We start from the raw sequence: 24,372 nt of genomic DNA on the forward strand, positions 1-24,372 counted from the left end.
CTTGTCTCCTTACGCCTTCAGCCGTTCGTTCGACGGGTCGTAGAACACGGTCGATGTGATCCTGGCCTTCCGCACGCCGTCCGGCATGGGGACGAAGACCGTCTCGCCCATCTTGTCGAACCCGCCCTCGATCACCGCCATGGCGATCGGATGACCCATGGTGGACTGATAGGACGAGGTCACGTGACCCACCATCTTCATGGGCTTGGGCTGGTTCGGATCCAGCACGATCTGCGCGCCTTCCTGCAGCAGGCTGCCGTCTTCGGTCAGAAGACCGACCAGCTGCTTGCGGCCTTTCGCCACGATGTCGGGGCGGGACAGCGACCGCTTGCCGACAAAGTCCTTCTTGGCCTTGCCGATGGCCCATTCCAGGCCCGCATCGGCTGGCGTCACCGTGCCGTCGGTGTCCTGGCCCACGATGATATAGCCCTTTTCGGCGCGCAGGACGTGCATCGTCTCGGTGCCATAGGGACAGATGTCGTAAGGCTTCCCGGCCTCCATCAGCGCGGTCCACAGGGTCAGGCCGTGGCGGGCGGGAACGTTAACCTCGAAGCCGATCTCTCCGGTGAAGGACAGGCGGAACAGGCGCGCGGGCAGGCCCGCCACCGTGCATTCGGCGCAGGACATGTGCGGGAAGTCCTCCCAGTCCACGCCCTCGACCAACGGCTTCAGCATCTTCAGCGCGTTCGGCCCGTTCAGCGCGACCGTGGCCCACTGCTCGGTGGTGGAGGTCAGCCAGACGTCCAGCTCGGGCCATTCGGTTTGCAGGTAATCCTCCATCATGGTCAGCACGCGCGCAGCACCGCCGGTGGTGGTGGTGACGTGGAACAGATCACTGGACAGCCGCCCGATCACGCCGTCGTCGCGGATAAAGCCGTCCTCGCCCAGCAGCAGACCGTAACGGCAGCGGCCCGGTTGCAGCTTGGTCCAAGGGTTGGTGTACATGCGGTTCATGAATTCAACCGCATCGGGGCCCGCGACCTCGATCTTGCCCAGGGTGGAGGCGTCGAAGATCCCCAGCGATGCGCGCGTGGCCTTGCATTCGCGCAGCACGGCGGCGTGCATGTCCTCGCCCGGCTTCGGGAAATACCAGGCGCGACGCCATTGGGCGACGGGTTCGAAGACCGCGCCGTTCGCCTCGGCCCAGGGGTCGATGGGCGTCTTGCGGGTCAGCTGGAAGGTGTCGCCCCGCAGGTATCCGCAGAAGGCCCCGAAGCTGGTCGGCGTATAGGGCGGGCGGAAGGTCGTCAGGCCCACCTGCGGCGGCGCCTTGCCCAACGCATCGGCGGCGATCATCAGCCCGTTGATGTTCGACATCTTTCCTTGGTCGGTCGCCATGCCGTTGGTGGTATAGCGCTTCACATGCTCGATCGAGCGCATCCCCTCGCGCACGGCCAGGCGGATGTCCTTGGCGGTCACGTCGTTCTGGAAATCGATGAAGGCGCGCGCCTTGCCGGCATTGCCGTCGGTCGGCAGCTCGGTGTGGCTGACGCCCGTGCCGGGGCGGTCGTTCGCCACCGTGAAGCTGGCGTCATGACCCGCGCGGCCCAGACCTTGCAGCGCGCGCAGACCCGCCGCCGCGCCATCGGCCAGCACGGATTCGTAGCCCCAAAGGCCGCGTCCCGCGCCGGCGATCTCGCATTCCTCGGTCTTGCGGTCCGGCAGGAAGGTCTGGCTTGTCGTGTCCCAGGCCAGCGACCCCTTGGTGTGCGAGAAGAGATGCAGCGAAGGCGTCCAGCCGCCCGACATCAGCAGGCAGTCGCAGGGGATGGAGCGGCCCGTGCCGACATGGGTGCCACGGACGGGGGCAACGCGGACGGATTTCACGCGCAGACGGCCCCTGGTGGTGGTGACGGTGTGGCTGGTCAGGGCCTCGATCCCGCGCTTGCGGGCGCCGTCCAGCAGGTCGGGGCGGACGACGTCGCGCGTGTCGATGATCGCCGCCACCCTGGCGCCGTTGTCGGCCAGGTCGAAGGCCGCGTACCAGGCGCTGTCATGGCTGGTCACGATGGCGGGGTTGTCGCCCACCTTGACGCCGTACTTGTGCAGATAGGTCTGCGCGGCGCCGGCCAGCATCACGCCAGGACGGTCGTTGCCGTCGAAGACCAGCGGCTTTTCCAGCGCTCCCTGCGCCAGAACCACCTGGCCCGCGCGCACCCGCCACATGCGTTCGCGCGGCGCGCCCTTGGGCGGGTTGTCCAGGTGATCCGTCAGCCGCTGGCAGAGGCCCACCATGTTCTGGTGGTAATATCCGATGGCCGTGGTCCGCGTCATCAGCCGTACCCCGGCCGCGCGCAGGCGCGCCAGTTGCGCGTCCACCCAGTCCCAGGCCGGCTTGCCGTCGATCTGCACCGCCGGATCGGACAGCAGCGATCCGCCCATCTCCGGGTTCTCATCCACCAGCGTCACATCCGCGCCCGATTGCGCCGCAGCCAGCGCCGCCGCAATCCCCGCGGGGCCCGCGCCGACGATCAGAACGTCGGTGTGCAGATAGCGCGAGGCGTAGCGGTCGGGATCGGGTTCGGTCGGCGACTTGCCAAGGCCCGCCGCGCCCCGGATCACGGGTTCATAGACCTTGTCCCAGAAGGATTTCGGCCACATGAAGGTCTTGTAATAGAACCCGGCCGAAAACAGCATGTAGGCCCGGTCGTTCACCGCACCGACGTCGAAGGACAGATTTGGCCACTTGTTCTGGCTTTCGGTCACCAGCCCCGCGCGCAGTTCCTGGACGGTGGCGCGGGTGTTCGGCTCGAACTGGCCCGCCCCGCGGCTTGTGCCGATCAGCGCGTTCGGTTCCTCGGACCCGGCAGTCACGGCGCCGCGCGGGCGGTGATATTTGAACGACCGGCCCATCAGGTGGACGCCATGGGCCAGCAGGGCGGATGCGACCGTATCGCCGCGCAGACCCCCATAGGTCTTGCCGTCGAAGGTGAAGGAGACGGGCGCGGAATGATCGACGCGGCCCTTGCCCGGAATGCGATAGCGGCTCATTCTGCGGCCTCTTGGGTCAGGGTGGGACGGGCCTCGCCCGCCTTGTAGGTCATCAGGAAACGGTCGCTGACCGTGTCGCGCAGGGCGTTGAAGAAGCGCCCGCAACCGATGTGCCGCCAGCGTTCGTAATGCGGCCCGCGCGCGTTGGTGCGAATGAACAGGAAGTCGCGCCATTCCTCGTCCGAAAACGCCGAGGGATCGGCGGGCCGGGCGATATGCGCCTCTCCGGCATAGGTGAATTCCAGTTCCGGCAGGGTGTCTTCGCAATAAGGGCAGTGGATCAGCAGCATGGTTTGGTCCTCAATGCGCGACGGCGGCGGCGGCGGCTTCGTCGATCAGGCGGCCGGTGGTGAAGCGTTCCAGCGTGAAGGGCGCGTTCAGCGGGTGCGGCTCGTCCTTGGCGACGGTGTATGCCAGCAGATGCGCGGCACCCGGCGTGGCCTTGAAGCCGCCCGTGCCCCAACCGCAGTTGACATACAGGCCCTTGATCGGGGTCTTGCCCAGTATGGCGGACCGGTCGGGAGTCACGTCCACGATCCCGCCCCATTTGCGCAGCATCCGCATCCGCGTGAAGATCGGGAAGACCTCGCAGATGGCAGCCACGGTGTGTTCGATCAGCGGCATACCGCCGCGCTGCGAATAGCTGGTGTATTGGTCGGTGCCGGATCCGATCACCAGCTCGCCCTTGTCGGACTGGCTGATATAGGCGTGGACGGTGTTCGACATGACCACGCAGGGGAAGATCGGCTTGACCGGCTCGCTGACCAGCGCCTGCAGGGGGAAGCTTTCCAGCGGCATCCGCAGCCCGGCGCTGTCCATCACGACGCTGGTGTTGCCGGCGGCCGACACCGCGACCTTCTTGGCGCGGATGAAGCCCTTGGCGGTATCGACACCGATCACCGCCCCGTCCGGGCCGCGCCGGATCGCATTCACGGCGCAGTTCTGGATAATGTCCACGCCCCGCGCGGCGGCGGCGCGGGCATAGCCCCAGGCCACCGCGTCGTGCCGCGCCGTGCCCGCCCGCATCTGCAGCGCGCCGCCCATCACCGGATAGCGCGCATCGGGGCTGATGTTCAGCGGCGGGCAGAAGGCCTTGCATTCCTCTTTCGTCAGCCAGCGGTTGTCCACGCCGTTCAGCCGGTTCGAGTTCACGTGGCGCTGGAAGGACTGCACGTCATGGACGTTGTGCGCCAGCATCAGCACGCCGCGCTTGGAATACATGACGTTGTAGTTCAGTTCCTGCGAAAGGTTGTCCCACAGGTCGAGTGCGTGGTCGTAAAGCTTGGCGCTTTCGTCATACAGATAGTTCGACCGGATGATCGTGGTGTTGCGGCCCGTGTTGCCGCCGCCCAGCCAGCCCTTGTCGATCACCGCGACATTGGTGATGCCGTGTTCCTTGGCCAGGTAATAGGCCGCGCCCAACCCGTGTCCGCCCGCGCCGACGATCACAACGTCGTATTCGGCCTTGGGCTGGCTGTCGGGCCATTGCTCTCGCCAGCCCTTGTGGCCGTTGAGCGCCTGCTGGAGAAGCGAGAAGGCTGAAAAGCGGGTCATGCGGCGAACCTTTCGGCGGCGATTCCGTGATAAGCGGAAAATGACAGAAACACCTCACTGCCGACTGGATCCCTGCGCCAGCGCAGTGTTACATTTGCGTCATGCGCGACATGCCTCAAGCCCCTGCGGATTCCCTGCGCCTGCGAGTCGGATTTCTTCTGGCGCGGCGCTTTACCTTGTCGGCGTTCGCCAACTTCGTGGACGTGCTGCGGCTGGCCGCGGACGAGGGCGACCGGTCCCGCCCGATCCGCTGTTCCTGGCGGGTGCTGGCGACATCCAGCCAGCCGGTGCAGTCTAGCTGCGGCATCGCCGTGTCGCCGGACGAGAAGCTGGGCGATCCGTCGCGCTTCGACTATATCGTCGTGGTGGGCGGGCTGATCGACGAGATCGAGCGGCTTGAGCCCGAATACACGGCCTTCCTGCACCGCGCGGCCAAGGCGGGCGTGCCCTTGGTCGGCGTCTGCACCGGGGCCTTCATCCTGCACCGCGCGGGGCTGATGAACGGCTATCGCTGCTGCGTGAGCTGGTTCCACCACGAGGATTTCCTGGAACAGTTCGACGGGCTGCGCCCCGTGTCCGACCGCATCTTCGTGGTGGACCGCGACCGGCTGACCTGTTCAGGGGGCGCCAGTTCCGCGCATCTGGCGGCCTTCCTGATCGACCGCCACATTGGCCGGGCGGCGGCGCAGAAAAGCCTGCACATCATGATCATCGACGAGGCGATGGCCGCCGACGACCCGCAGCCCGGCCTGCCGCTGGAGCTGAAGACCCAGGACGCGCTGGTCCGCCGCGCGCTTCTGATGCTGCAGCAGAACATGGATTCCCCGCCCGCCGTGGCCGATGTCGCCGCCCACCTGCAGGTCAGCCGCCGCAAGCTTGAGCGTCATTTCGCGGCGTCGCTGTCGATGTCCCCGGCCGAGGCCTTCATGCGCGTCCGCCTGTCGCAGGTGCGCATGCTGCTGTCGCGGCCCGACCGCACCATCAGCCAGATCGCGGCCGAGACGGGCTTCTGCGACGCCTCGCACCTGATCCGGGTGTTCCGCGACATGATGGGGATGACGCCGGAGCAATGGCGCAAGGGGCAGCGCGAAGGGGTCTAGCCTTCGCGTCCGATCTGGCGCGCCCGCCTAGCTTGCCAGCGCCAGCACGCCCCATTCCAGCGCCGGCAGGGCCTTCTGCACCCCCCGTTCGCGATAGGGCGAGGTTCCATAGCGTTCCCGATAGCATTTCGAGAAATGCGAGGAACTGGCGAAGCCGCAGGCGATGGCGATCTCGATCAAGGACAGGTCGGTGTTCAGCAGCAGGTGGCGCGCGCGCGCAAGCCGGGCCTCCAGGTAATAGCGCTTGGGGCTGCGGTTCAGATAGCGCATGAACAGCCGTTCCAGCTGGCGGGTGGACATGCCCGCGTCTGCGGCCAGTTGCGACGGGCTGACCGGGGTTTCCAGATTCGCCTCGATCCGTTCCACCACGGTCGCCAGGCGGGGGTGGCGGATGCCGATGCGGGTGGCGATGGACAGGCGCTGGCGGTCGCGGTCGTTGCGGATGGCGGTGTGCAGCATCTGGTCGGCGATCTGCGAGGCAAGATCGGCGCCATGCGCCTTGCCGATCAGGTGCAGCATCATGTCGATCGACGATGTTCCGCCCCCGGCGGTCAGCCGGCTTCCGTCGTCGACGAAGACCTGCCGGTGCAGGTTCACGTTCGGGAAGGTTTCCGAGAAGGAGTCGTGGTTTTCCCAGTGGATCGTGGCGCGCCGTCCGTCCAGAAGCCCGGCCTTGGCAAGCACGTGGCTACCCGTGCAGACCGCGCCAAGCGTGGCGCCCGCGCGCGCCTGCCTGCGCAGCCAGGCCAGCACGGGACGCGTCGCCTGCGCCGTGATGTCGTCACCGCCGCAGACGATCACCACCTCGTCCCGCGTGACGGCGATCTCGTCGCCGAGGCCCCCGTCCAGTGCCATCCGCGAGCCGTTCGAGCAGATGGCGAAGTCCCCGTCCTGCCCGACCAGCCGCCAGTCATAGATCCTGCGGCCCGACATCTTGTTGGCCAGACGCAGCGCGTCGAGCGTCGCCGCGAAGGGCAGCATGGTGAAGCGGTCCAGCAGCAGAAAGGTGAAACGCCGGGGGGTGGTTGCCATGAGTTCTCTCCGTCGCGAAGGCTGCGGCATTGGGCGCGAGCGTGACAGGTTGCCAACGCACGACAATGGACATTCGCGGCAGAACGATGTGAAAGTTGCGCCATTCCCTGCCGGGGGCAGCAATGACCGAGATCGCCCTGACCTTGTCCATCTTCGCGGCCCTTGTCACGGCGGCGTTCGGGGCGCGCCGGGCCTCGGCCCGGATGAAGGCGCATCACGTCAGCAAGGAAACGAATGCGGTGGTCCGCCTTGTGGCGGGGCTGTTCGTGGTTATGACCTCGCTGGTGTTCGGGCTGCTGATCAATTCGTCCCGCACCGGCTTTGAAGCGCTTGGCAGCCAGGTGCAATCCTATGCGGCGCACCTGATCCTGCTGGACAGGACGCTGGCCGCCCGCGGCTCTGATACGGACAAGGCCAGGCAGCTTCTGGCCGATTACGTCCAGGCGGCCATCGACGACCCGGCGCGGGTCCAGCAAGACGAGGCGCTGCGGTCCTATCGCGCCGAGGACCGGCTGGCAGCGGTATACCAAGCCTTTTCCGCCATCCCGCCCTCCGATGATCGCGGCCGGTCCCTGCTGGACGATGCAAGCCGCCAGTACCGGCAGATCATCGAACAGCGCTGGACCATCATCGAGGCGGGCCAGGGCCGCCTGCCATTCCAGATGACCCTGATGCTGGCGGGCTGGCTGGTGCTGATCTTTGCCAGCTTCGGCTATCGCGCGCCCTGCAATGCCGTCATCGACCTGACCTTTGTGTCGGCGGCGGGGCTGATTGCCGGGTCGCTGTATCTGGTGCTGGACATGAACGTTCCGTTTTCCGGGCCGATGCAGATATCAGACCTGCCGCTTCGGCAGGCGCTTGCGGAGTTGCGGCGGACCCTGCCGTAAGCGCTAGGGCTGCAGGCTGTCCTTGACCCTTTCCCAGGCCAGCGTCAGGTGGCGGCCCAGGATCGCCGACAGGCGGTCGGGATCGCGTGCCTCGAGCGCCGCGATCATCTCCTCGTGCTCGGCCACGGCCTTGGCCCATTTCTCGGGGCCCTCGTGGCCGATGAAGCGGATGCGCTTCAGCCGCGTCTGCAGCATGCCATGCACATCCGACAGCGCGGCATTGTCGGCAAGCGCCACGATGCCGGAATGGATCGCCTGGTTCAGCTTGTAATAGCGCAGCCGGTCGCCCGAGCGGTAGCAGGCCACCATTTCGTCATGCAGGTCGCGGATGCGGCCGATGTCCTGGTTCGTGGCGATCTGGCATGCGCGGCTTCCGGCGAACTGCTCCAGGGTGCGGATCACCTCGATCATGTCCAGCACCTCCTTGGCGCTGAAGGACTTGACCACGGCGCCACGGCTGGGGACCAGTTCCACCAGCCCTTCGCTGGCCAGATACTTGATCGCCTCGCGCAGGGGTGTGCGCGACACGCCAAGCTGCGCGCCGATCTGGCCCTCGTTGATGCGGGTGCCAGGAACCAGATGGCCCTCGATGATCATGTCGCGCAGACGGGAAAGAATGGCGTCATGCAGCGACTGCCGTTCGATCCGGGTCGATGGTTCCGGGTTTGGATGGGGACTGACCGCGACCACGAATTGCCTCCCTGGCTGTTCCTCATCGGTATGCGCCTTGGAGATGCAAGTCAATCATGCGCGCTAAATGCTGCATACAGTATTCTTGCTCCTTCGTCATCCGTCATGTTAGCGTCCTGTCATGGAGGAGTGATTCGGAACGGGGATGTCGCAGCCAAGGGCCGCGCCGCCCTGCGCCAGCATCAGCCTTCTGAGGAACAACGGAGGCTGTGCATTGACCCTACCCTGGACTGCCGACACCTGGCCCATTGCCGCGGCCATGATTCCCTTTCCGGGCCGTCTGCACGACGGCAGCCTAGTTCAGGACGCCGCCCCCGAGGTCTGGGCCGCCAGCCTGACGGACGTGGCCGATGCGGGTTTCGACTGCGTGGACCCGACCGACAGCTGGCTGCGCGTGGCCGATCTGGATCCGGCACGGCGGGCCGAGTTCGTGGCGATCTGCAAGGATCTGGGTCTGTCGGTGCCGGCGATCTCGACATCCCGGCGCAGCGTGATCGACCCCGAGCATGGCGACGAATACCTGGCCTATGGCCACCGCGTGATCGACACCGCCGCCGAACTGGGCGCGGGCTATGTCAGCTTCGGCTTGTTCGGCCCCTTCACGCCGGCGCAGCAGAAGGCGCTGTGGTTCTGGACCGAGCAGGGCGTGAAGAACCCCGACGACGCCGCGACCTATCAGCTGGCCGTGGGCCGGATCCGGGAACTCGCGCGCCACGCCGCCGACCTGAATATCCAGCTCTCGCTTGAGATGTACGAGGATACCTATCTGGGCACCGCGCGCGACGCGGTACGCTTTGTCACCGACGTGGATCACCCCTCGGTCAAGCTGAACATCGACATCGGCAACCTGATTCGCCTGCACCGCCCGGTGGAGCACTGGTCCGAGATGATCGACCTGTGCGTCCCCTTCGCGGGCTACTGGCATGTCAAGAACTACTACCGGATCGAGGATCCTTCGGGGGCGGTCATGTCGCATCCCGCACCCCTGATGGGCGGCACGATCAACTGGCGCCTGGCGATCCGCAAGGCAATCAAGGCGGGCTTCAACAGCCCCTTCCTTGTCGAACATTACGGCGGAGACGGACTGGGCGTCTGCGCCGAGAACCGCGAATACATCAGACGCATCCTGTCGGGGAGGATGATCCGCACATGACCAAGGTTTTTGACCGGCCCGAAGAGTTCGCCGAAACCGCGCTGCAGGGCTTCTGCGCGGCCAATGCCGACCGCGTGCGCGCCGTGCCGCATGGCGCGGTGCGCGCCGCGCCGGGCGCCAGGGGCAAGGTGGCCCTGCTGGTGGGCGGCGGGTCGGGCCATTACCCGGCCTTCCTGGGCTATGTCGGCACGGGCTTTGCCGATGCGGCGGTGGCGGGCGATGTCTTCGCCTCGCCCTCGACCGCCTGGATCTACGGCGTGGCCAAGGCCGCGAACCGGGGCGGCGGCGTGATCCTGGGCTTTGGCAACTATGCGGGCGACGTGCTGAACTTCGGCTCGGCCGCCGAGCGGCTGCGGGCCGAGGGGATCGACGCGCGCATCCTGGCCGTGACCGACGACGTGGCCAGCGCCAAGGCCGACGAACGCGCCAGGCGGCGGGGCGTCGCGGGCGACTTGCCGGTCTTCAAGATCGTCGGCGCCGCGGCCGAGGCGGGTCTCGACATGGATGCCGTGATGGCGGTGGCGGACAAGGTCAACCGGGCGACCGCGTCCTTTGGCGTGGCCTTCGACGGCTGCACGCTGCCCGGGCAGGGCAGGCCCCTGTTCACGGTGGATGCGGGGCAGGTCGGCATGGGCCTTGGCATCCATGGCGAGCCGGGCATCAGCACGCAGGCGATGATGCCCGCCACCGAACTGGCGCGCACGCTGCTGCAGCCGTTGCTGGCCGAACGCCCGGCGGGCCATGACGGCCGCGTGGCGGTGATCCTGAACGGCCTGGGCCGCACGAAATACGAGGAACTGTTCGTCCTGTGGCACCACCTGACCGGCATGCTGGCCGATGCCGGCCTGACCGTGGTGGAGCCCGAAGTGGGCGAGTTCGTCACCAGCCTGGACATGGCGGGCTGCTCGCTGACCATCACCTGGCTTGACGACGAGCTTGAGGGATACTGGCGCGCCCCTGCCGATGCCCCTGCCTTCCGCAAGGGCACCGTCGCCCGTCCGCTGGCCGCCGAGGCCGTCGAGGCAGGCGTCGAAATCGCCGGCGAGATCGCGCAGGGCAGCGCCGAGTCGCAGGAGGCCGGGCGCCGCGTGGCCGCACTGATCGGCCATGTCGCGACTGCCCTGGCGGATGCCGAGGAAGAACTGGGCCGGATCGATGCGCAGGCCGGCGACGGCGACCATGGGCAGGGCATGGCGCGCGGATCGGCCGCCGCCGCTGCCGCCGCCGAAAAGGCGGTGCTGGCGGGGGCCGGGGCAGGGACCGTCCTGTCGCTTGCCGGGGATGCCTGGGCGGACCGCGCGGGCGGGACCTCGGGCGCGCTGTGGGGCGTCGCGCTTCGGGCCTGGGGACAGGCGCTTGGCGATGCCGACAAGCCGTCCGCCCGGACCGTCGCGCAAGGCGCGCAGGCTGCCCATGACGCCATCGTCCGGCTGGGCGGGGCGAAGGTCGGCGACAAGACACTGGTGGATTCGCTTGTGCCCTTCGTCGAGGTTCTGACCGAGCGCGTCGCGGCGGGCGAAAGCCTGGGCGTGGCCTGGGCCGCCGCCGCCGCGCGCTCGACCGAGGCCGCGGACGCGACCGCGCAACTGACGCCGAAACTTGGCCGGGCGCGTCCGCTCGCGGAACGCAGCCTGGGCCACCCGGACGCGGGCGCGGTTTCGCTGGCGCTCTGCGCACGTGTGGTGGGGGCCAACCTCTCGGACTGAACCAGCTTTGGACAGGCGTGCCCAAGGGTTTCGCCTGTTCCTTTCGACAAGCCGCATCAGCCAGAAACAAGTGGAGTTGATGCAAAATTCTGTATACAGAATATTACATAGAGGACGGAGAATCGGGAAATGCGCATAGCTTTGGCAATCGGTGACGCCGGTGGCGTCGGCCCGGAACTTGCGGCCAAGCTGCTGGCCGATCCGGCAATGGCGGAAAACGACATCGTCGTGGTGGGCGACGCCAGCGTGCTGAAGATGGGTGCGACCCATGCCGGCGTGACGCTGAACCTGCCAGTGATTTCCGCGGATCAGCTTTCGGGCGATCTGCCCAAGGGGCATTTGCTGGTCGATCTGGGCAACATTCCGGCGGACAAGGTGACGCTTGGCGGTTCCAGCCCCGAAACCGGCGCGGCATCGTTGCAGAACTTCGCCGCCGTGCTGCGGCTTGCCAAGGCCGGCATCGCCGATGCGGTGATGTTCACGCCCTTCAACAAGCATTCCATGCGCCTGGCCCGCCCGGCCTATGTTGACGAGATTGGCTTCATCGACCGGGTGCTGGACACCGATCGCAGCGGCCGCGAGTTCAACGTGCTGGAAGAGGTCTGGAACGCCCGCGTGACGTCCCACATCCCGCTGAGCGAGGTCGCCAGCCGGATGAGCGTCGAGCGCATCCTGGGCAGCCTGCGCCTGACGCACGAGGTGATGACCGGCGCGGGCAAGCCCAATCCCCGCATCGGCGTGGCCGCGCTGAACCCGCACGCGGGCGATGGCCGCAACTTCGGGACCGAGGATGACGACATCATCGCCCCTGCCGTCGTGGCTGGCGTGGCCGAGGGGATCGACGCCAAGGGGCCGATCCCGTCCGACACCGTCTTCGTGCGCGCCGTGCGCGGCGAATTCGACGCGGTGCTGACCATGTATCACGACCAGGGCCAGATCGCGATGAAGCTGATGGGCTTTGATCGCGGCGTGACGCTGATCGCGGGCTATGGCTTCCCGATCGTCACCCCCGCCCATGGCACGGCCTTCGACATCGCGGGCCAGGGCAAGGCCGATCTGGGCGCCACGATGCAGGCCGCCCTGCTGGGCGCGCGCCTGGCCAAGCTGAACCCCGCCCGCGACCGCCAGCCGCTGCCCGCCGACTGGGCGACCGCCGGAGTCGAGGGCGCGGCGGCGCTGGTCGCCGAATAAGACTGAGTTCCCGGCCCCCGTCGCAGGGGGCCGGTTTACCCCGGAGGAGGACATCCATGACCAAGACCAAGACCGGCCTTCTGGCCGCCACCGCGCTGATGCTGGCTGCGCCCGCATTTGCGGATTTCGCCCCGACCCGCCCCGTCGAATTCATCGTCGCCTCGGGCGCCGGTGGCGGCACCGACAACTTTGCCCGGACCATCCAGGCGGTGCTGACCCGGGACGAGATCGTGGAACGTCCGATCGTGGTGCTGAACAAGGGCGGCGGATCGGGGGCCGAGGCCTTCCTTTATGCCCGCCAGAACGAAGGTGACCCGCACAAGCTGGTCTTCGGGACGAACAACGTCTACCTGCTGCCGCATGTCGCGAAGCTGGCCTACACGGTCGAGGATCTGCAGCCCGTCGCGGCGCTGGCGCTGGACGAATTCCTGGTCTGGGTCAAGGCGGACTCGCCTTATCAGAACGTCATGGATCTGGTGAACGCGGCCAAGGAAGCGCCCGGCACCATTCCCTTCGGCGGCAGCCAGTCCAAGGACACCGATGAGACGCTTGTCGCGCTGATCGAGCAGACCACCGGCGCGGACTTCAAGTATGTGCCCTTCAACGGCGGCGGCGAGGTCGGCGTGCAGCTGGCCGGCGGCCATGTCGCGGCCAACGTGAACAACCCGAACGAAAACGCGGGCCAGTGGCAAGCCGGCGCGATCCGCCCGCTTTGCGTCTTCGCGCCGCAGCGCATGGCCGAGAGCGAGCCGGTCAGCGGCGATATGGGCTGGCACGACATCCCGACCTGCAAGGAGCAGGGCCTGGAGATCGAAAGCTACCAGATGCCGCGCACCGTCTGGCTGCCCGCCGGGACCGAGCCCGAGGTGCTGGCCTATTATCAGGCCGCGATGCAGAAGGTCGCCGAAAGCCAGGACTGGAAGGACTACCTGGCCAAGACCTCGCAATCGGCAAGCTTCCTGACCGGCAACGAGCTGGCCGAGTTCATCAAGACCAGCGAAGCCAATGCCGTGAAGGTCTTCGAGGCCGAGGGCTGGACCGCCCAGTAAGGGCCTGACCCGCCTGCGCCGGACCCCCGGCGCAGGCCGCGACCACCAACGGGGGGAAAGCATGACAATCAAGGTCTTTCACGCGGAACTGGGCACCGCGGTCGCCACGGGGCTTCTGGGCCTTGCCGGGGTGATCGGCGCGTCCGAACTGGGCTATGGCTGGGAAGAAAGCGGGCCGCAGGCGGGATATTTCCCGTTCTATGTCGGGCTGATCCTGATCGGCGCAAGCCTGTGGAACCTGGTCTCGGCCTTTGTCCACCACCGCGAGGCCGTGGCCCATGCCGCCAGCGGGGGCGACACCGAGGAGCCCTTCCTGGACCGGGAGCGTGCAGGCCGGCTTGGCGTCTTCATCGCAGCCCTTCTGGCCTTCGTGATCGTCACCCTGACGATGGGCATCTATGTCGGCTCGATCCTCTACATCACCTGGAGCGCGTGGCGCCAGGGCGGCTACCGCCTGCCGCTGGCGTTTGGCGTGGGCCTGGCCTTCGCCGTGGCGCTGTATGTGATCTTCGAGGCCATCTTCAAGATTCCGCTGCTGAAGGGCCCGATCGAGCCGCTTCTGGGCATCTACTAAGGGCGCGCACCGATGGGAAACTTTGATCTTCTGATGCATGGCTTCGGCATCGCCATCACCCCGATGCACCTGATGCTGATGGTCGGCGGCGTGATGATGGGCCTGATCGTGGGCGTGCTGCCCGGCCTTGGCGCGCCCAACGGCGTGTCGCTGCTGATACCGCTGACATTCGCGCTGGATCCGACCTCGGCCATCATCCTGCTGTCGTCGATGTATTGGGGGGCGCTGTTCGGCGGCTCCACAACCTCCATCCTGTTCAACATCCCGGGCGAGCCGTCGTCTGTCGCGACCACGTTCGACGGCTATCCCCTGGCGCGGTCCGGGCAATCGACCCGCGCGCTGACGCTGGCCTTCATGTCGGCGGGTTTCGGGGCGCTGCTGGGCGTGATCGTCATCACCCTGCTGGCAGGCTGGGCGTCGAACTTTGCGCTGAAATTCGGGGCCCCCGAATATTTCGCCGTCTATTTCTTGGCTTTCGCCGCCTTTATCGGCATGGGGAGCGCGGCGCCGATGAAGACGCTGGTGTCGCTGGCCGCAGGGCTGCTGCTGGCATCGGTTGGCATGGACAGCGTCACCGGGTCGATCCGCCTGACCTTCGGGTTCGAGGATCTGCTGGGCGGGATCAGCTTCCTGGTCGTGGTGATCGGCCTGTTCGGCATCGGCGAGCTGCTGTCCACCGTGCAGGAAGGCTTGCGCTTCCGCGGCGTGGCGTCCAAGATCGACCTGCGCGACGTCTTCAAGACCATCGCCGAATTGCCCCGCTACTGGGCGACCTATATCCGGTCGGGCCTGATCGGCATCTGGATGGGCATCACGCCGGGCGGCCCGACCGCCGCGTCCTTCATGAGCTATGGCATCGCCCGGTCCTCGTCCCGCAAGGGCGTGCCCTTCGGCACCGGCCGCCCGGAAGGCATCGTGGCGCCAGAGACTGCCGACCACAGCGCGGGCTCCTGCGCGATGCTGCCGATGCTGGCGCTTGGGGTGCCGTCGTCCGCCACCGCCGCCGTGATGATGGGCGGGCTGATGATCTGGGGCCTGACGCCGGGACCGATGCTGTTTGCGACGCAGCCCGATTTCGTCTGGGGCCTGATCGCCAGCATGTATGTGTCGAACCTGATCGGCGTGATCCTGGTTCTGGCCACTGTGCCGATGTTCGCGGCCCTGCTGCGCATTCCCTTTACCATCATCGGGCCGATGATCGTGGCGATCTGCTTCGTCGGTGCCTATACCGTGTCGAACGCGACCTTCGATCTGTGGCTGGTCCTGCTGTTCGGGCTGGTGGGCTATCTGTTCAGCAGGCTGGATTACCCGCTGGCGCCGCTGGTTCTGGCGATGGTTCTTGGCCACAAGGCGGAAAACGCATTCCACCAGTCGATGGTGCTGTCGGACGGATCGCTGGGGATCTTCTTCGCGAACCCGCTGGTCAGCAGCATCATGATCGTCGGCATCGCGCTGCTGGTGCTGCCGAAGCTGATGCAGCACGGCTCGCGGCTGTGGCGGCGCGCACCGGTCGAATAAGGATGCAGGGGGCGCCGTTCAGGCGCCCCTGACATGACAAGGGGGACAGCATGAACCATCATCGCTATTTCGCGGGCCTTGGCACCCGCCAGGTCGAATGCGCCATCGTGGGAACGGGCGGATTTGGCCGCAGCTTCCTGGCGCAGGCGCGCCATGTGAAGGGACTGAGCTGCCGCGTGGCCATCGACCGGGACGCGGGAACGGCGGCGAAGGTCCTGGCCTCGGTCGGGGCGACCGGGATCGCGGAATGCGCTGATGCCGCCGCCGCGCGCGTGGCATGGGATGCGGGCAAGTCCATCGCCGCCGCCGATCTGGCCGTCGTGGCCGACCTGCCCGTGGACGTGGTGCTGGAAGCCACCGGCAACCCCGAGGCCGGAGCGCGTCACGCGCGTCTTGCGATCGAGGCGGGCAAGCATGTCGTGATGGTGACAAAGGAAACCGACAGCGTCGTCGGGCCGGTCCTGGCGCGCATGGCGGCCGGGCGGGGCTTCGTCGTCTCGCCCATCGACGGCGACCAGCCCAGCCTGCTGATCGGCCTTGCCACCTGGGCGCAGGTGATCGGCCTGCGAATCGTCGCGGCGGGCAAGTCCAGCGAATACGACTTCGTCTATGATCCCGCGACCGGGCAGATCACCAGCAACGGCGTGACCGTGGATGCGCCGGGCTTCGGCGACTGGCTGGACCCCGCCGGCCGCCCCTGGGCCGAGGTCGTGGCCGCGCGCGCGCGCCTGGTGCCGCTGCCGCAGCGCGCGGTCCCCGACCTGTGCGAGATGGTGGTGGTTGCCAATGCGCTGGACATGGCCCCCGACCGTCCCGACTATCACGCCCCCATTGCCCGGATCACCGAACTGGCCGACCTCATGGCGCTGAAGGCGGATTGCGGGCTGCTGGAGGGCAAGGGCCAGCTTGACGTCTTCAACTGCCTGCGCCTGCCCGGAGAGCCCAGCTTCGCCGGCGGCGTCTTTGTCACCGTCGCCTGCGAGGATGACGAGACATGGGAGATGCTGCGCGACAAGGGCCATGTCGTTGCCCGCAACGGCAAGACCGCGATGATCGGCCTGCCGCGCCACCTGCTGGGCATGGAAGCCGCGACCACCGTGTTCGAGGTGGCGCTGCTGGGCGTGTCCTCGGGCGCCGACAAGCCGCGCCCGGTCATGGATCTGACCGCCCATGCCGATGCCGACCTTCCGGCGGGTTCGCTGCTGGTCGCAGAAGGGCATCACCACACGATCCGGAACGTCTCGGGGCGGATGACGCCTGCGCGGGCGCTGTCGGATGACACGCCGATCCCCTATTACCTACTGTCGGGCCGCACGCTGAAGCGCGATGTGAGGGCGGGGCAGATGATCCTGTGCGGCGACGTGGATCTGGACACGGGGTCCGAGCTGTATCGCCTGCGCGTCCAGCAGGACGCCATCGCGGACTGGTCCTGACATGCTGCTGGGCTGCATCGGGGACGATTTCACCGGATCGTCGGATCTGGGCAACACGCTGGTCAAGGCGGGGATGCGGGTGGTGCAATATTCCGGCACGCCGGCCGGCCCCGCCGCGCCGGATGTCGAGGCGGGCATCGTCGCGCTGAAGTCGCGCACCATGCCGGTTGCGGAGGCCGTGCGCCTGTCGCTCGAGGCGCTGGACTGGTTGCGCGCACAGGGCTGCCGGCAGTTCCTGTTCAAATACTGCTCGACCTTCGATTCCACGCCGCAGGGCAATATCGGCCCGGTGGCCGAGGCCTTGGCCGATGCGCTGGACGCGGACCGGGTGATCTTCTGCCCGGCTTTTCCGGCAACGGGGCGGACCATCTATCAGGGTCATCTGTTCGTGGGCGACCGCCTGCTCAACGAAAGCGGGATGCAGAACCACCCGCTGACCCCCATGACCGATCCCGACCTGCGCCGCTGGCTGGGTTTGCAGACAAAGGGCGGCGTGGGCCACATTCCCGCCGCGACTGTGTGGCAGGGGGCAGATACCGTGCGCGCCGCGCTGGCCGCGCAGGATCATCGCTTCGTGGTGACGGATGCGGTCCGCGACGAGGATCTGGCGGTGCTGGGTCAGGCCGTGGCCGATCAGGTGCTGCTGACCGGCGGGTCGGGCATCGCGCTTGGCCTGCCCGGCAACTTCCGTGCGCAAGGGTTGCTTTCGACGGAGGGCCCAAGGTGGCGGGGGCAGGCTGGTCCGGTTGCGGCACTGTCGGGTTCCTGTTCGCGCGCCACGCGCAGCCAGGTCGACCGGCACATCGCCGATGGCAATCCGGTGTTGGAGATCGACCCCGACGCGGTGCTGGCGGGCAGGACCGACGCCCGCGATGCCGCCGATTGGGTGCTGTCCCGACAGGGGCTGCCGCTGGTCTATTCCTCGGCCGACCCCGACGCCGTGCGCGCCGTGCAGGCCCGCCACGGGACCGAAGCGGTTGCCCACAAGCTGGACGCCTTCTTCGCCGAATGCGCCCGGCTGCTGGTCGCGGGCGGCGTCACGCGCCTGATCACCGCGGGCGGCGAGACCTCGGGCGCCGTGGTGGAAGGGCTGTCGGTGGAAGCCCTGGAGATCGGGCCCGAGATCGACCCCGGAGTACCGGCGATCCGGGCGGGCGAAAACCTGGTGCTGGCGCTGAAATCCGGCAATTTCGGCGCCGAGGATTTCTTTGCCAAGGCTGCGGAAAGGCTGGCGGGATGAGCGAGTCCCGCCTGCGCGAACGCATCTGCATCCTGGCGCGGTCGCTGTTCGACCGGGGGCTGACGCATGGCTCGACCGGGAATATCAGCGCGCGCACGGATGACGGGGGGCTGCTGGTTTCGCCTACCGGAACCAGCTTCGGGCGGCTGGATCCGGCACGGCTGTCGCGCTTCGACGCGGCGGGCAATCATGTCGGCGGCGACAAGCCCACCAAGGAAATGCCGCTGCACAGCGCATTCTATGAAACCCGCAACCGCACGGCGGCGGTGGTGCATCTGCATTCCTGCCATTCGGTCGCCTGGTCCATGCTGCCCGAGGCGGATGCCGAGGATTTCCTGCCGCCGATCACGCCCTATGCCTTCATGCAACTGGGCCGGGTGAAGCTGCTGCCCTATTTCCGCCCCGGCGATCCGGCCATCGGAGCGGCGGTGCGCGGCCTGGCGGGCAAGCGGTCGGCGGTGATGCTGGCCAATCACGGCCCGGTCGTCGCGGGCCTTGATCTGGAGGCCGCCTGCAACGCCATCGAGGAACTCGAGGCCACGGCCCGCCTGGCGATGCTGCTGCGGGGAACCACGCCCGCCATGCTGAACCCTGAACAGGTGGCGGAACTGGTGCGGATCCACGACGTGGCCTGGGGCGACTGACTTGCACCGAAGCCAATGTTGGCCTACATTCAGGTCAACAAAGGGGATGCGCCATGCAGATCGCCATTGCCGAAGCCAAGGCTCAGTTCGCTGACCTCATCCGCCGTGCCGAGGCGGGGGAGGAAATCGAACTGACCCGCTATGGCCGCCCCGTGGCGCGGCTGACCGCCTCGTCCCGGCGCGTGAACAGCCTGATCGGCTGCGCCAAGGGACAGTTCAGTGTGCCTGACGACATCAATGATGGCGACGACCAGATCGCCGGACTGTTCCGGACCAGCAGCCTTTTGCCTGGATGAGGCTGCTTCTGGACACCCACATCGTCCTGTGGGCGATGGCGGATGACCCGCGCCTGCCTGCCGTCCTGCGGCATGCCATCGCAAATGCCGAGACCTTGTTCATCAGCGCCGCCACTGTGTGGGAGGTTGCGATCAAGTCGTCCCTAGGCAAGCTTGACGTGCCTGCCGACCTGTTCGACCGCGCGCTGGCGGCGGGCGCGCAGCCGCTGCCGATCAACTGGACCCATGCCCGGGCGGTGGCGGGTCTGCCACCGCATCACGCGGATCCCTTCGACCGGCTGCTAATCGCGCAGGCGCTGGCCGAGCGGCTGATCCTGGTGTCGGTGGACCGCCGGTTCGCCGCCTATGACGTGGCGCTGCTGGCGGGCTGAGCGGTTTCCCGGGCCATGGACAGGACCTCTTGCGCGCCGGCGCGCAGATGGGCGCGCATGAGGGATGCGGCCCGGACGGCGTCGCGGTCGCAGATCGCGGCCACAAGCGCGCGATGTTCGCGCATCGAGCGCTGGCGGCGGTCGGCGTGGCCCAGTTGCGCGCGCCTGACCGCCGCGAGCCGAAGCCTCAGGTCGTCGGCCACGCGTGCCAGTTCGGCATTCCTGGCCATACGGCAGATCCGGTCGTGCAGGTCAAAGTTCATCTGCCGGTATTCGTCGGGGCCGGCATCCTCCATCCGATGCACCAGATCCTCCAGCGCCAGCAGGTCGGCCATCTGCGCCCGCCCGGCGGCAAGGCTGGCGCAGAGTGCCTCGATCTCGGCCAGGGCCTCGAAGCGGTCCAGAAGGACGTCAGGGTCGGGCGAGACGACCTCGACCCCGCGGTAAGGACGGCGTTCGGCCAGTCCTCGGGCGCAGACCTCGGCCAGAGCCTCGCGGATGGGGGTGCGGGACAGGCCGAAGCGGGCGGCAAGGCCCGACTCATCCAGCCGGGTGCCGGGGGGGAAATCGCCCTCGAGTATCGCCTCGCTAATCTGGTCGGCCAGGCGCATTGTATTCGAGACCACGGAATTTTCCTTGGATTGCATACAGCCACATTATAATCAGAGAGGACACGCATACAACAAAGGGATTCCCCCATGTCCTTGCGCAAGGCCGAGGCCGTGCTGGCCCGATTTGGCTTCGACCGCTACATGCTGCTGCTGGTGCTGACCGTGGTGCTGGCGACGGTGCTGCCCGCGCGCGGGGCCGCGGCGGTGGTGCTGTCGCACCTGACCTACTGGGTCATCGCGCTGCTGTTCTTCCTGTATGGCGCCAAGCTGACCACGGCCACCATCGTCGCGGGGCTGGCGAACTGGCGGCTGCAACTGTCGGTGCTGGCGCTGACATTCGTGCTGTTCCCGGTCCTGGCGCTGGCGCTGAAGCCCGTGTCGATGCTGTGGCTGCCCGCCGCCGTGGGGGTGGGCTTCCTGTATATCGGCTGCATGCCCTCGACGGTGCAAAGCTCGATCGCCTTTACCGCCGTGTCGCAGGGGAACGTGGCCGGGGCGGTCTGCGCGGCCTCGATATCGAACCTGATCGGGGTGATCCTGTCGCCGCTGCTGTTTGCGACCCTGATCCCGCAGGGGTCGGCCTATGGCATCGACCCCTCGGCCATCTGGAAGATCGTCCAGCAGATCCTGCTGCCCTTCGCCCTTGGCCAGTTGTGCCGCCCGCTGCTGGCGGGGGTCCTGAACCGGTACCGCAAGCCGACCATGATCGTCGATCGCGGCTCGATCCTGCTGATCGTCTATGCGGCCTTCTCGGCGGGGGTGGTCAACGGCATCTGGCAGGTGATCTCGGCCGGGTCGCTGGCGATCCTTGTGGCGCTGTGCCTGGTCCTGCTGGGGGCGGTGATGGGGGCCGCCGTCCTGATCGGGCGCGCGGCGGGCATGAACCATGCCGACCTGATGGCGGTCCTGTATTGCGGATCGACGAAAAGCCTGGCGACCGGGCTGCCCATGGCCGGGATCCTGTTCGCGGGCCAGGACATATCGCTGATCATCCTGCCCTTGATGCTGTTCCACCTGCTGCAACTGGGCGTCTGCGCGATCATCGCGCAGCGCATGGCCGGGCGGCTGGATCTGCAGCCCGCCTGACGATTGACAGCCGCGTCCCCCGGCCCGATCCTTGCGCACATGAGCGATGTCGATGTTTGGCTGTCCGATCCCACGCCGCTGGACCGCAAGAGCGCGGCCCAGCAGGTCTTCGAGGAGTTGCGCGACCTGATCCGGTCGGGCCGCGTCCAGCCCGGCACCCGGCTGCCGTCCGAGGCGCAGATGGCGGCCCGCTACGCCGTCAGCCGCCCCGTGATCCGCGAGGCGCTGCGCTCGCTGAACGCCTTGGGCCTGACGCAGACCCGCACCGGCAGCGGCACCTTTGTCGTCGGCGCTGGCGGCGACCTGCGCTTTGGCGGCTATGCGGCGGCCGACCTGATGGAGGCCCGGCCCTTTGTGGAAATCCCCGCCGCCGGATGGGCGGCCCTGCGCCGCAGCGACGCCGAACTGGCCCGGCTGACGGCCCTTTGCGACCGCATGGACGCCGAGGAGGACCCCGAGGCCTGGGTGCAACTGGACAGCGATTTCCACGCGTCGATCGCCGAAGCCTCGAAGAACGCGATCTTTGCCAAGGTCGTCCATGACGTGCGCGACGCGCTGCGCGGCCAGTCGGGCTGGCTGAACCTACAGGGGCCGCGCCGCGACGCGTCGAACCGCGAACATCGCGTCATCCTCGAGGCCATTGCCCGGGGCAGCGAGACCGAAGCCCGCACGGCGATGGAGGCGCATCTGCGCCAGGTGGAAAGCACCGTCGCCCGCATCGCGGCCACGGCGGGCTGACAGTTTTCCCTTGACCTGCCTGCAGCCACGCCTTTAAGGCGCGAAAATCTGTAAGACAGCCTTGCAGGCTGGCAGGTTCCGCAGCCCTTTAGCAACAGGAAAACCATGTCGCAGAAAGCATCCGATATCCCGGCCGAGGGCCATGTCTATGCCGAGGAGGAGGCTGGCTTTCACAAGGCCCTGAAGCCCCGGCAGATCCAGATGATCGCCATCGGCGGCGCCATCGGCACCGGATTGTTCCTGGGCGCGGGCGGCCGCCTTGCCGCCGCCGGGCCGGCGCTGGTCCTGGTCTATGCCCTTTGCGGCTTCTTCGCCTTCCTGGTCCTGCGGGCCCTGGGCGAACTGATCATGCACCGCCCCACCTCCGGGTCCTTCGTGTCTTATGCCCGGGAATTCTACGGCGAGAAGCTCGCCTTCGCGGCGGGCTGGATGTACTGGCTGAACTGGGCCATGACGGCGGTCGCGGATGTCACGGCCGTCGCGCTCTACATGAACTTCTTCAAGGCCTATGTGCCGATGCTGCAAGGCATCGACCAGTGGGTCTTCGCGCTTGTCGCGCTGATCGTGGTGCTGGCCATGAACATGTTGTCGGTCAAGGTCTTCGGCGAGCTCGAGTTCTGGTTCAGCCTGATCAAGGTGCTGGCGCTGCTGACCTTCCTGGCGGTCGGCATCTGGTTTGTCGTGACCGGCACGCCCATCGACGGCCACACGCCCGGCCTGGCCACGATCACCGAATTCGGCGGCATGTTCCCGGGCGGCATCCTGCCCGCGCTGATCGTGATCCAGGGCGTGGTCTTCGCCTATGCCTCGATCGAGCTGATCGGGACCACGGCGGGCGAGACCGAGGATCCCCGCAAGGTCATGCCGAACGCCATCCGCACAGTGGTCTTCCGGCTGGTGATCTTCTATGTCGGCTCGGTCCTGCTGTTGTCGCTGCTGCTGCCCTATACCGCCTATCAGGCGGGAACGAGCCCCTTCGTCACCTTCTTCGGCAAGATCGGGGTCGAGGGCGCGGACATCATCATGAACTTGGTGGTGCTGACCGCCGTGCTGTCGTCGCTGAACGCGGGGCTGTATTCCACGGGCCGCATCCTGCATTCGATGGCGGTGTCGGGTTCCGCCCCCGCAGCGCTGGCGAAGATGAACAAGCAGGGCGTGCCCTATGGCGGGATCGCCGTCACGGCGGCGGTCACGGTGCTGGGCGTCATTCTGAATGCCTATGTCCCCGCCGAGGCCTTCGAGATCGCGCTGAACGTCGCGGCCCTGGGGATCATCACCGCCTGGGGAACGATCGTGCTGTGCCAGTTGAAGCTGTGGCACCTGTCGCGCAAGGGCATCCTGCCGCGCCCCGATTTCCGCATGTTCGGCGCGCCCTGGACGGGCGTCCTGACGCTGGCCTTCCTGGCAGGGGTCGTGGTGCTGATGGCCTTCGACTATCCGGTGGGAACCTATACCGTCGGCTCGCTGGTGGTGATCGTCCCGGCGCTGGTGCTGGGCTGGTTCCTGGCGCGTGACCGGATCGGCGCTGTCGCGGCACAGCACGGGCTGGATCGCGGCGGGCTGGAGCTGCGCTGATGGAAGCCCTGATCGCCGTCATCGCCACGGGCGGCACCATTGCCAGCCGGACGAACGCCGACGGCTCCAGCACGCCCGGCCTGGACGGGCAGGCGCTGCTGGCACGGCTTGGCGATCTGCCGCCCGTCAGGCTGAAGCCGGTCGATCTGTTCGCCCGCGACTCCTCGACCCTGACGCTGGCCCACATGCAGGCGGTCAGCGACGCGGTCGGGGCGGAACTGGCGGACGGGGCCGCGGGCGTCGTGGTCCTGCACGGCACCGACGCGATGGAGGAAACGGCGCTGCTGGTGTCTCTGCAGCATCCGGGCGCGCCCGTGGTTTTCACCGGCGCCCAGTTCACCGATGATCACCCGCAAGCCGACGGCCCCGCGAACATGGCCGCAGCCATTCGCGCGGTTCTGGGTGGCGGGGCAGGGGTGCGGCTGGCCTTCGGCGGGCGGCTGCTGCCGGCCTGGGGGCTGGTCAAGCACGCCACCGACAGCGCCGATGCCTTCCGGCTGGCGGTGGATGCAGCCGCGCCCGAGGTGACGCTGACCGCACCGGTCAGCGGCATCCGCGTCGATGTCGTGGCGATCCATCCCGGCGTCGATGCCACCCATGTCGAAGCGAGCCTGGCTGCGGGCGCGCAGGGGATCGTGCTGGCGGCGCTTGGATCGGGGAACGCGACGCCCGAGGTGGTCCAGGCTGTGGCGCGCTGCCATTCGGCGGGACTGCCGGTCGTCGTGTCCAGCCGCGTGCCGATGGGGCGGCTGGCCGCCAGCTATGGCGGCGGCGGCGGTGGGCATGACCTGGTGCGTGCGGGGGCGGTGCTCTCTGCCGTGCTGCGCCCAGGGCAGGCGCGCGTACTGCTGGCGGCGTTGATCGCGGCAGGGCAGGTGGAGCGCGCGGCAGAACTGTTCGACTAGGGTGGGAAAAGGGGACGCATTGCGTTTC

Annotated in this window: 23 protein-coding genes; 17 read left to right on the forward strand and 6 right to left on the reverse strand. The window is 67.5% G+C overall.

The genetic code is table 11. The annotated features are described in order from the left end of the window. Positions 1-9 precede the first annotated feature (9 nt). From OU682_RS04875 to OU682_RS04885, 3 genes are read right to left on the reverse strand one after another with little or no spacing between them, the layout of a single operon-like run. On the reverse strand, positions 10-2,991 hold the full coding sequence (locus OU682_RS04875) for a sarcosine oxidase subunit alpha (protein WP_268940952.1): 2,982 nt from the start codon (positions 2,989-2,991) through the stop codon (positions 10-12). Next, positions 2,988-3,281, reverse strand: a complete 294-nt coding sequence (locus OU682_RS04880) for a sarcosine oxidase subunit delta (RefSeq protein WP_268940953.1) — start codon at positions 3,279-3,281, stop codon at positions 2,988-2,990. Before OU682_RS04880 ends, OU682_RS04875 begins: the two co-directional genes overlap by 4 nt. 10 nt (positions 3,282-3,291) lie before the next feature. Beyond that, positions 3,292-4,545 carry a sarcosine oxidase subunit beta family protein gene (locus OU682_RS04885; RefSeq protein ID WP_268940954.1) on the reverse strand — a complete coding sequence of 418 codons (1,254 nt, stop codon included), beginning with the start codon at positions 4,543-4,545 and terminating at the stop codon, positions 3,292-3,294. A gap of 110 nt (positions 4,546-4,655) precedes the next feature. Between OU682_RS04885 and OU682_RS04890 the strand changes: the two genes are divergently transcribed. Continuing rightward, positions 4,656-5,645, forward strand: coding sequence for a GlxA family transcriptional regulator (locus OU682_RS04890; protein ID WP_268940955.1), 990 nt, complete (start codon positions 4,656-4,658; stop codon positions 5,643-5,645). Positions 5,646-5,672: 27 nt separating this feature from the next. Here OU682_RS04890 and OU682_RS04895 read toward each other — a convergent pair whose 3' ends face one another. Then, positions 5,673-6,677 carry a GlxA family transcriptional regulator gene (locus OU682_RS04895; RefSeq protein WP_268940956.1) on the reverse strand — a complete coding sequence of 335 codons (1,005 nt, stop codon included), beginning with the start codon at positions 6,675-6,677 and terminating at the stop codon, positions 5,673-5,675. A gap of 122 nt (positions 6,678-6,799) precedes the next feature. Here OU682_RS04895 and OU682_RS04900 point away from each other — a divergent pair, with 122 nt between their 5' ends. Continuing rightward, positions 6,800-7,564 carry a bestrophin-like domain gene (locus OU682_RS04900; RefSeq protein ID WP_268940957.1) on the forward strand — a complete coding sequence of 255 codons (765 nt, stop codon included), beginning with the start codon at positions 6,800-6,802 and terminating at the stop codon, positions 7,562-7,564. A gap of 3 nt (positions 7,565-7,567) precedes the next feature. Here OU682_RS04900 and OU682_RS04905 read toward each other — a convergent pair whose 3' ends face one another. Further along, on the reverse strand, positions 7,568-8,254 hold the full coding sequence (locus tag OU682_RS04905) for a GntR family transcriptional regulator (protein WP_268940958.1): 687 nt from the start codon (positions 8,252-8,254) through the stop codon (positions 7,568-7,570). A 214-nt stretch (positions 8,255-8,468) separates the two neighbouring features. Here OU682_RS04905 and OU682_RS04910 point away from each other — a divergent pair, with 214 nt between their 5' ends. From OU682_RS04910 to OU682_RS04960, 11 genes are all read left to right on the forward strand, one after another. After that, on the forward strand, positions 8,469-9,407 hold the full coding sequence (locus OU682_RS04910) for a sugar phosphate isomerase/epimerase family protein (RefSeq protein WP_268940959.1): 939 nt from the start codon (positions 8,469-8,471) through the stop codon (positions 9,405-9,407). Next, positions 9,404-11,113: a dihydroxyacetone kinase family protein gene (locus OU682_RS04915; protein WP_268940960.1), complete on the forward strand. Its 1,710-nt coding sequence runs from the start codon at positions 9,404-9,406 to the stop codon at positions 11,111-11,113. Before OU682_RS04910 ends, OU682_RS04915 begins: the two co-directional genes overlap by 4 nt. Before the next feature lie 141 nt (positions 11,114-11,254). Then, positions 11,255-12,304 carry a 4-hydroxythreonine-4-phosphate dehydrogenase PdxA gene (locus OU682_RS04920; RefSeq protein WP_268940961.1) on the forward strand — a complete coding sequence of 350 codons (1,050 nt, stop codon included), beginning with the start codon at positions 11,255-11,257 and terminating at the stop codon, positions 12,302-12,304. A gap of 56 nt (positions 12,305-12,360) precedes the next feature. Next, positions 12,361-13,353: a tripartite tricarboxylate transporter substrate binding protein gene (locus OU682_RS04925; RefSeq protein ID WP_268940962.1), complete on the forward strand. Its 993-nt coding sequence runs from the start codon at positions 12,361-12,363 to the stop codon at positions 13,351-13,353. 61 nt (positions 13,354-13,414) lie between these two features. Continuing rightward, positions 13,415-13,927: a tripartite tricarboxylate transporter TctB family protein gene (locus OU682_RS04930; RefSeq protein ID WP_268940963.1), complete on the forward strand. Its 513-nt coding sequence runs from the start codon at positions 13,415-13,417 to the stop codon at positions 13,925-13,927. 12 nt (positions 13,928-13,939) lie between these two features. Then, a complete protein-coding gene (locus OU682_RS04935; protein WP_268940964.1) occupies positions 13,940-15,445 on the forward strand; it encodes a tripartite tricarboxylate transporter permease in 1,506 nt (501 codons plus the stop codon). Positions 15,446-15,495: 50 nt separating this feature from the next. Then, on the forward strand, positions 15,496-16,878 hold the full coding sequence (locus tag OU682_RS04940; RefSeq protein WP_268940965.1) for a Gfo/Idh/MocA family oxidoreductase: 1,383 nt from the start codon (positions 15,496-15,498) through the stop codon (positions 16,876-16,878). Between the two features lies 1 nt (position 16,879). After that, on the forward strand, positions 16,880-18,118 hold the full coding sequence (otnK, locus tag OU682_RS04945) for a 3-oxo-tetronate kinase (RefSeq protein WP_268940966.1): 1,239 nt from the start codon (positions 16,880-16,882) through the stop codon (positions 18,116-18,118). Beyond that, positions 18,115-18,762 carry a 3-oxo-tetronate 4-phosphate decarboxylase gene (otnC, locus tag OU682_RS04950; RefSeq protein ID WP_268940967.1) on the forward strand — a complete coding sequence of 216 codons (648 nt, stop codon included), beginning with the start codon at positions 18,115-18,117 and terminating at the stop codon, positions 18,760-18,762. Before otnK ends, otnC begins: the two co-directional genes overlap by 4 nt. A 53-nt stretch (positions 18,763-18,815) precedes the next feature. Continuing rightward, positions 18,816-19,058, forward strand: coding sequence for a type II toxin-antitoxin system Phd/YefM family antitoxin (locus OU682_RS04955; protein ID WP_268940968.1), 243 nt, complete (start codon positions 18,816-18,818; stop codon positions 19,056-19,058). Then, positions 19,055-19,429, forward strand: a complete 375-nt coding sequence (locus OU682_RS04960; RefSeq protein ID WP_268940969.1) for a type II toxin-antitoxin system VapC family toxin — start codon at positions 19,055-19,057, stop codon at positions 19,427-19,429. The genes OU682_RS04955 and OU682_RS04960 overlap by 4 nt, the downstream gene beginning before the upstream one ends. Here the strand turns inward: OU682_RS04960 and OU682_RS04965 are convergent. Further along, a complete protein-coding gene (locus tag OU682_RS04965) occupies positions 19,402-20,055 on the reverse strand; it encodes a GntR family transcriptional regulator (protein ID WP_268940970.1) in 654 nt (217 codons plus the stop codon). The two genes, OU682_RS04960 and OU682_RS04965, sit on opposite strands and share 28 nt — an antisense overlap. Positions 20,056-20,127: 72 nt before the next feature. On the opposite strand from OU682_RS04965, the gene OU682_RS04970 reads away from it, so the two are divergent. From OU682_RS04970 to OU682_RS04985, 4 genes are all read left to right on the forward strand, one after another. Further along, on the forward strand, positions 20,128-21,126 hold the full coding sequence (locus OU682_RS04970) for a bile acid:sodium symporter family protein (RefSeq protein WP_268940971.1): 999 nt from the start codon (positions 20,128-20,130) through the stop codon (positions 21,124-21,126). Between the two features lie 39 nt (positions 21,127-21,165). Further along, positions 21,166-21,864: a FadR/GntR family transcriptional regulator gene (locus OU682_RS04975; protein WP_268940972.1), complete on the forward strand. Its 699-nt coding sequence runs from the start codon at positions 21,166-21,168 to the stop codon at positions 21,862-21,864. A gap of 105 nt (positions 21,865-21,969) precedes the next feature. Next, positions 21,970-23,439, forward strand: a complete 1,470-nt coding sequence (locus tag OU682_RS04980) for an amino acid permease (protein ID WP_268940973.1) — start codon at positions 21,970-21,972, stop codon at positions 23,437-23,439. Beyond that, positions 23,439-24,344: an asparaginase domain-containing protein gene (locus OU682_RS04985; RefSeq protein WP_268940974.1), complete on the forward strand. Its 906-nt coding sequence runs from the start codon at positions 23,439-23,441 to the stop codon at positions 24,342-24,344. Before OU682_RS04980 ends, OU682_RS04985 begins: the two co-directional genes overlap by 1 nt. Positions 24,345-24,372: the final 28 nt, after the last annotated feature.

Origin of the sequence: Paracoccus benzoatiresistens (genome assembly GCF_026913015.1) — a bacterium.
Lineage (GTDB): Bacteria > Pseudomonadota > Alphaproteobacteria > Rhodobacterales > Rhodobacteraceae > Paracoccus > Paracoccus benzoatiresistens.

Excerpts from the sequence above, each read along its gene's own strand:
- OU682_RS04975 (WP_268940972.1), top strand. The coding sequence starts at position 21,166 with ATGAGCGATGTCGATGTTTGGCTGTCCGATCCCACGCCGCTGGACCGC.
- OU682_RS04900 (WP_268940957.1), top strand. The coding sequence starts at position 6,800 with ATGACCGAGATCGCCCTGACCTTGTCCATCTTCGCGGCCCTTGTCACG.
- OU682_RS04880 (WP_268940953.1), bottom strand. The coding sequence starts at position 3,281 with ATGCTGCTGATCCACTGCCCTTATTGCGAAGACACCCTGCCGGAACTG.
- OU682_RS04915 (WP_268940960.1), top strand. The coding sequence starts at position 9,404 with ATGACCAAGGTTTTTGACCGGCCCGAAGAGTTCGCCGAAACCGCGCTG.
- OU682_RS04890 (WP_268940955.1), top strand. The coding sequence starts at position 4,656 with ATGCCTCAAGCCCCTGCGGATTCCCTGCGCCTGCGAGTCGGATTTCTT.
- otnK (WP_268940966.1), top strand. The coding sequence starts at position 16,880 with ATGCTGCTGGGCTGCATCGGGGACGATTTCACCGGATCGTCGGATCTG.
- OU682_RS04960 (WP_268940969.1), top strand. The coding sequence starts at position 19,055 with ATGAGGCTGCTTCTGGACACCCACATCGTCCTGTGGGCGATGGCGGAT.
- OU682_RS04925 (WP_268940962.1), top strand. The coding sequence starts at position 12,361 with ATGACCAAGACCAAGACCGGCCTTCTGGCCGCCACCGCGCTGATGCTG.
- OU682_RS04875 (WP_268940952.1), bottom strand. The coding sequence starts at position 2,991 with ATGAGCCGCTATCGCATTCCGGGCAAGGGCCGCGTCGATCATTCCGCG.
- OU682_RS04970 (WP_268940971.1), top strand. The coding sequence starts at position 20,128 with ATGTCCTTGCGCAAGGCCGAGGCCGTGCTGGCCCGATTTGGCTTCGAC.
- OU682_RS04955 (WP_268940968.1), top strand. The coding sequence starts at position 18,816 with ATGCAGATCGCCATTGCCGAAGCCAAGGCTCAGTTCGCTGACCTCATC.
- OU682_RS04895 (WP_268940956.1), bottom strand. The coding sequence starts at position 6,677 with ATGGCAACCACCCCCCGGCGTTTCACCTTTCTGCTGCTGGACCGCTTC.
- OU682_RS04885 (WP_268940954.1), bottom strand. The coding sequence starts at position 4,545 with ATGACCCGCTTTTCAGCCTTCTCGCTTCTCCAGCAGGCGCTCAACGGC.
- OU682_RS04980 (WP_268940973.1), top strand. The coding sequence starts at position 21,970 with ATGTCGCAGAAAGCATCCGATATCCCGGCCGAGGGCCATGTCTATGCC.
- OU682_RS04930 (WP_268940963.1), top strand. The coding sequence starts at position 13,415 with ATGACAATCAAGGTCTTTCACGCGGAACTGGGCACCGCGGTCGCCACG.
- OU682_RS04940 (WP_268940965.1), top strand. The coding sequence starts at position 15,496 with ATGAACCATCATCGCTATTTCGCGGGCCTTGGCACCCGCCAGGTCGAA.
- OU682_RS04935 (WP_268940964.1), top strand. The coding sequence starts at position 13,940 with ATGGGAAACTTTGATCTTCTGATGCATGGCTTCGGCATCGCCATCACC.
- otnC (WP_268940967.1), top strand. The coding sequence starts at position 18,115 with ATGAGCGAGTCCCGCCTGCGCGAACGCATCTGCATCCTGGCGCGGTCG.
- OU682_RS04985 (WP_268940974.1), top strand. The coding sequence starts at position 23,439 with ATGGAAGCCCTGATCGCCGTCATCGCCACGGGCGGCACCATTGCCAGC.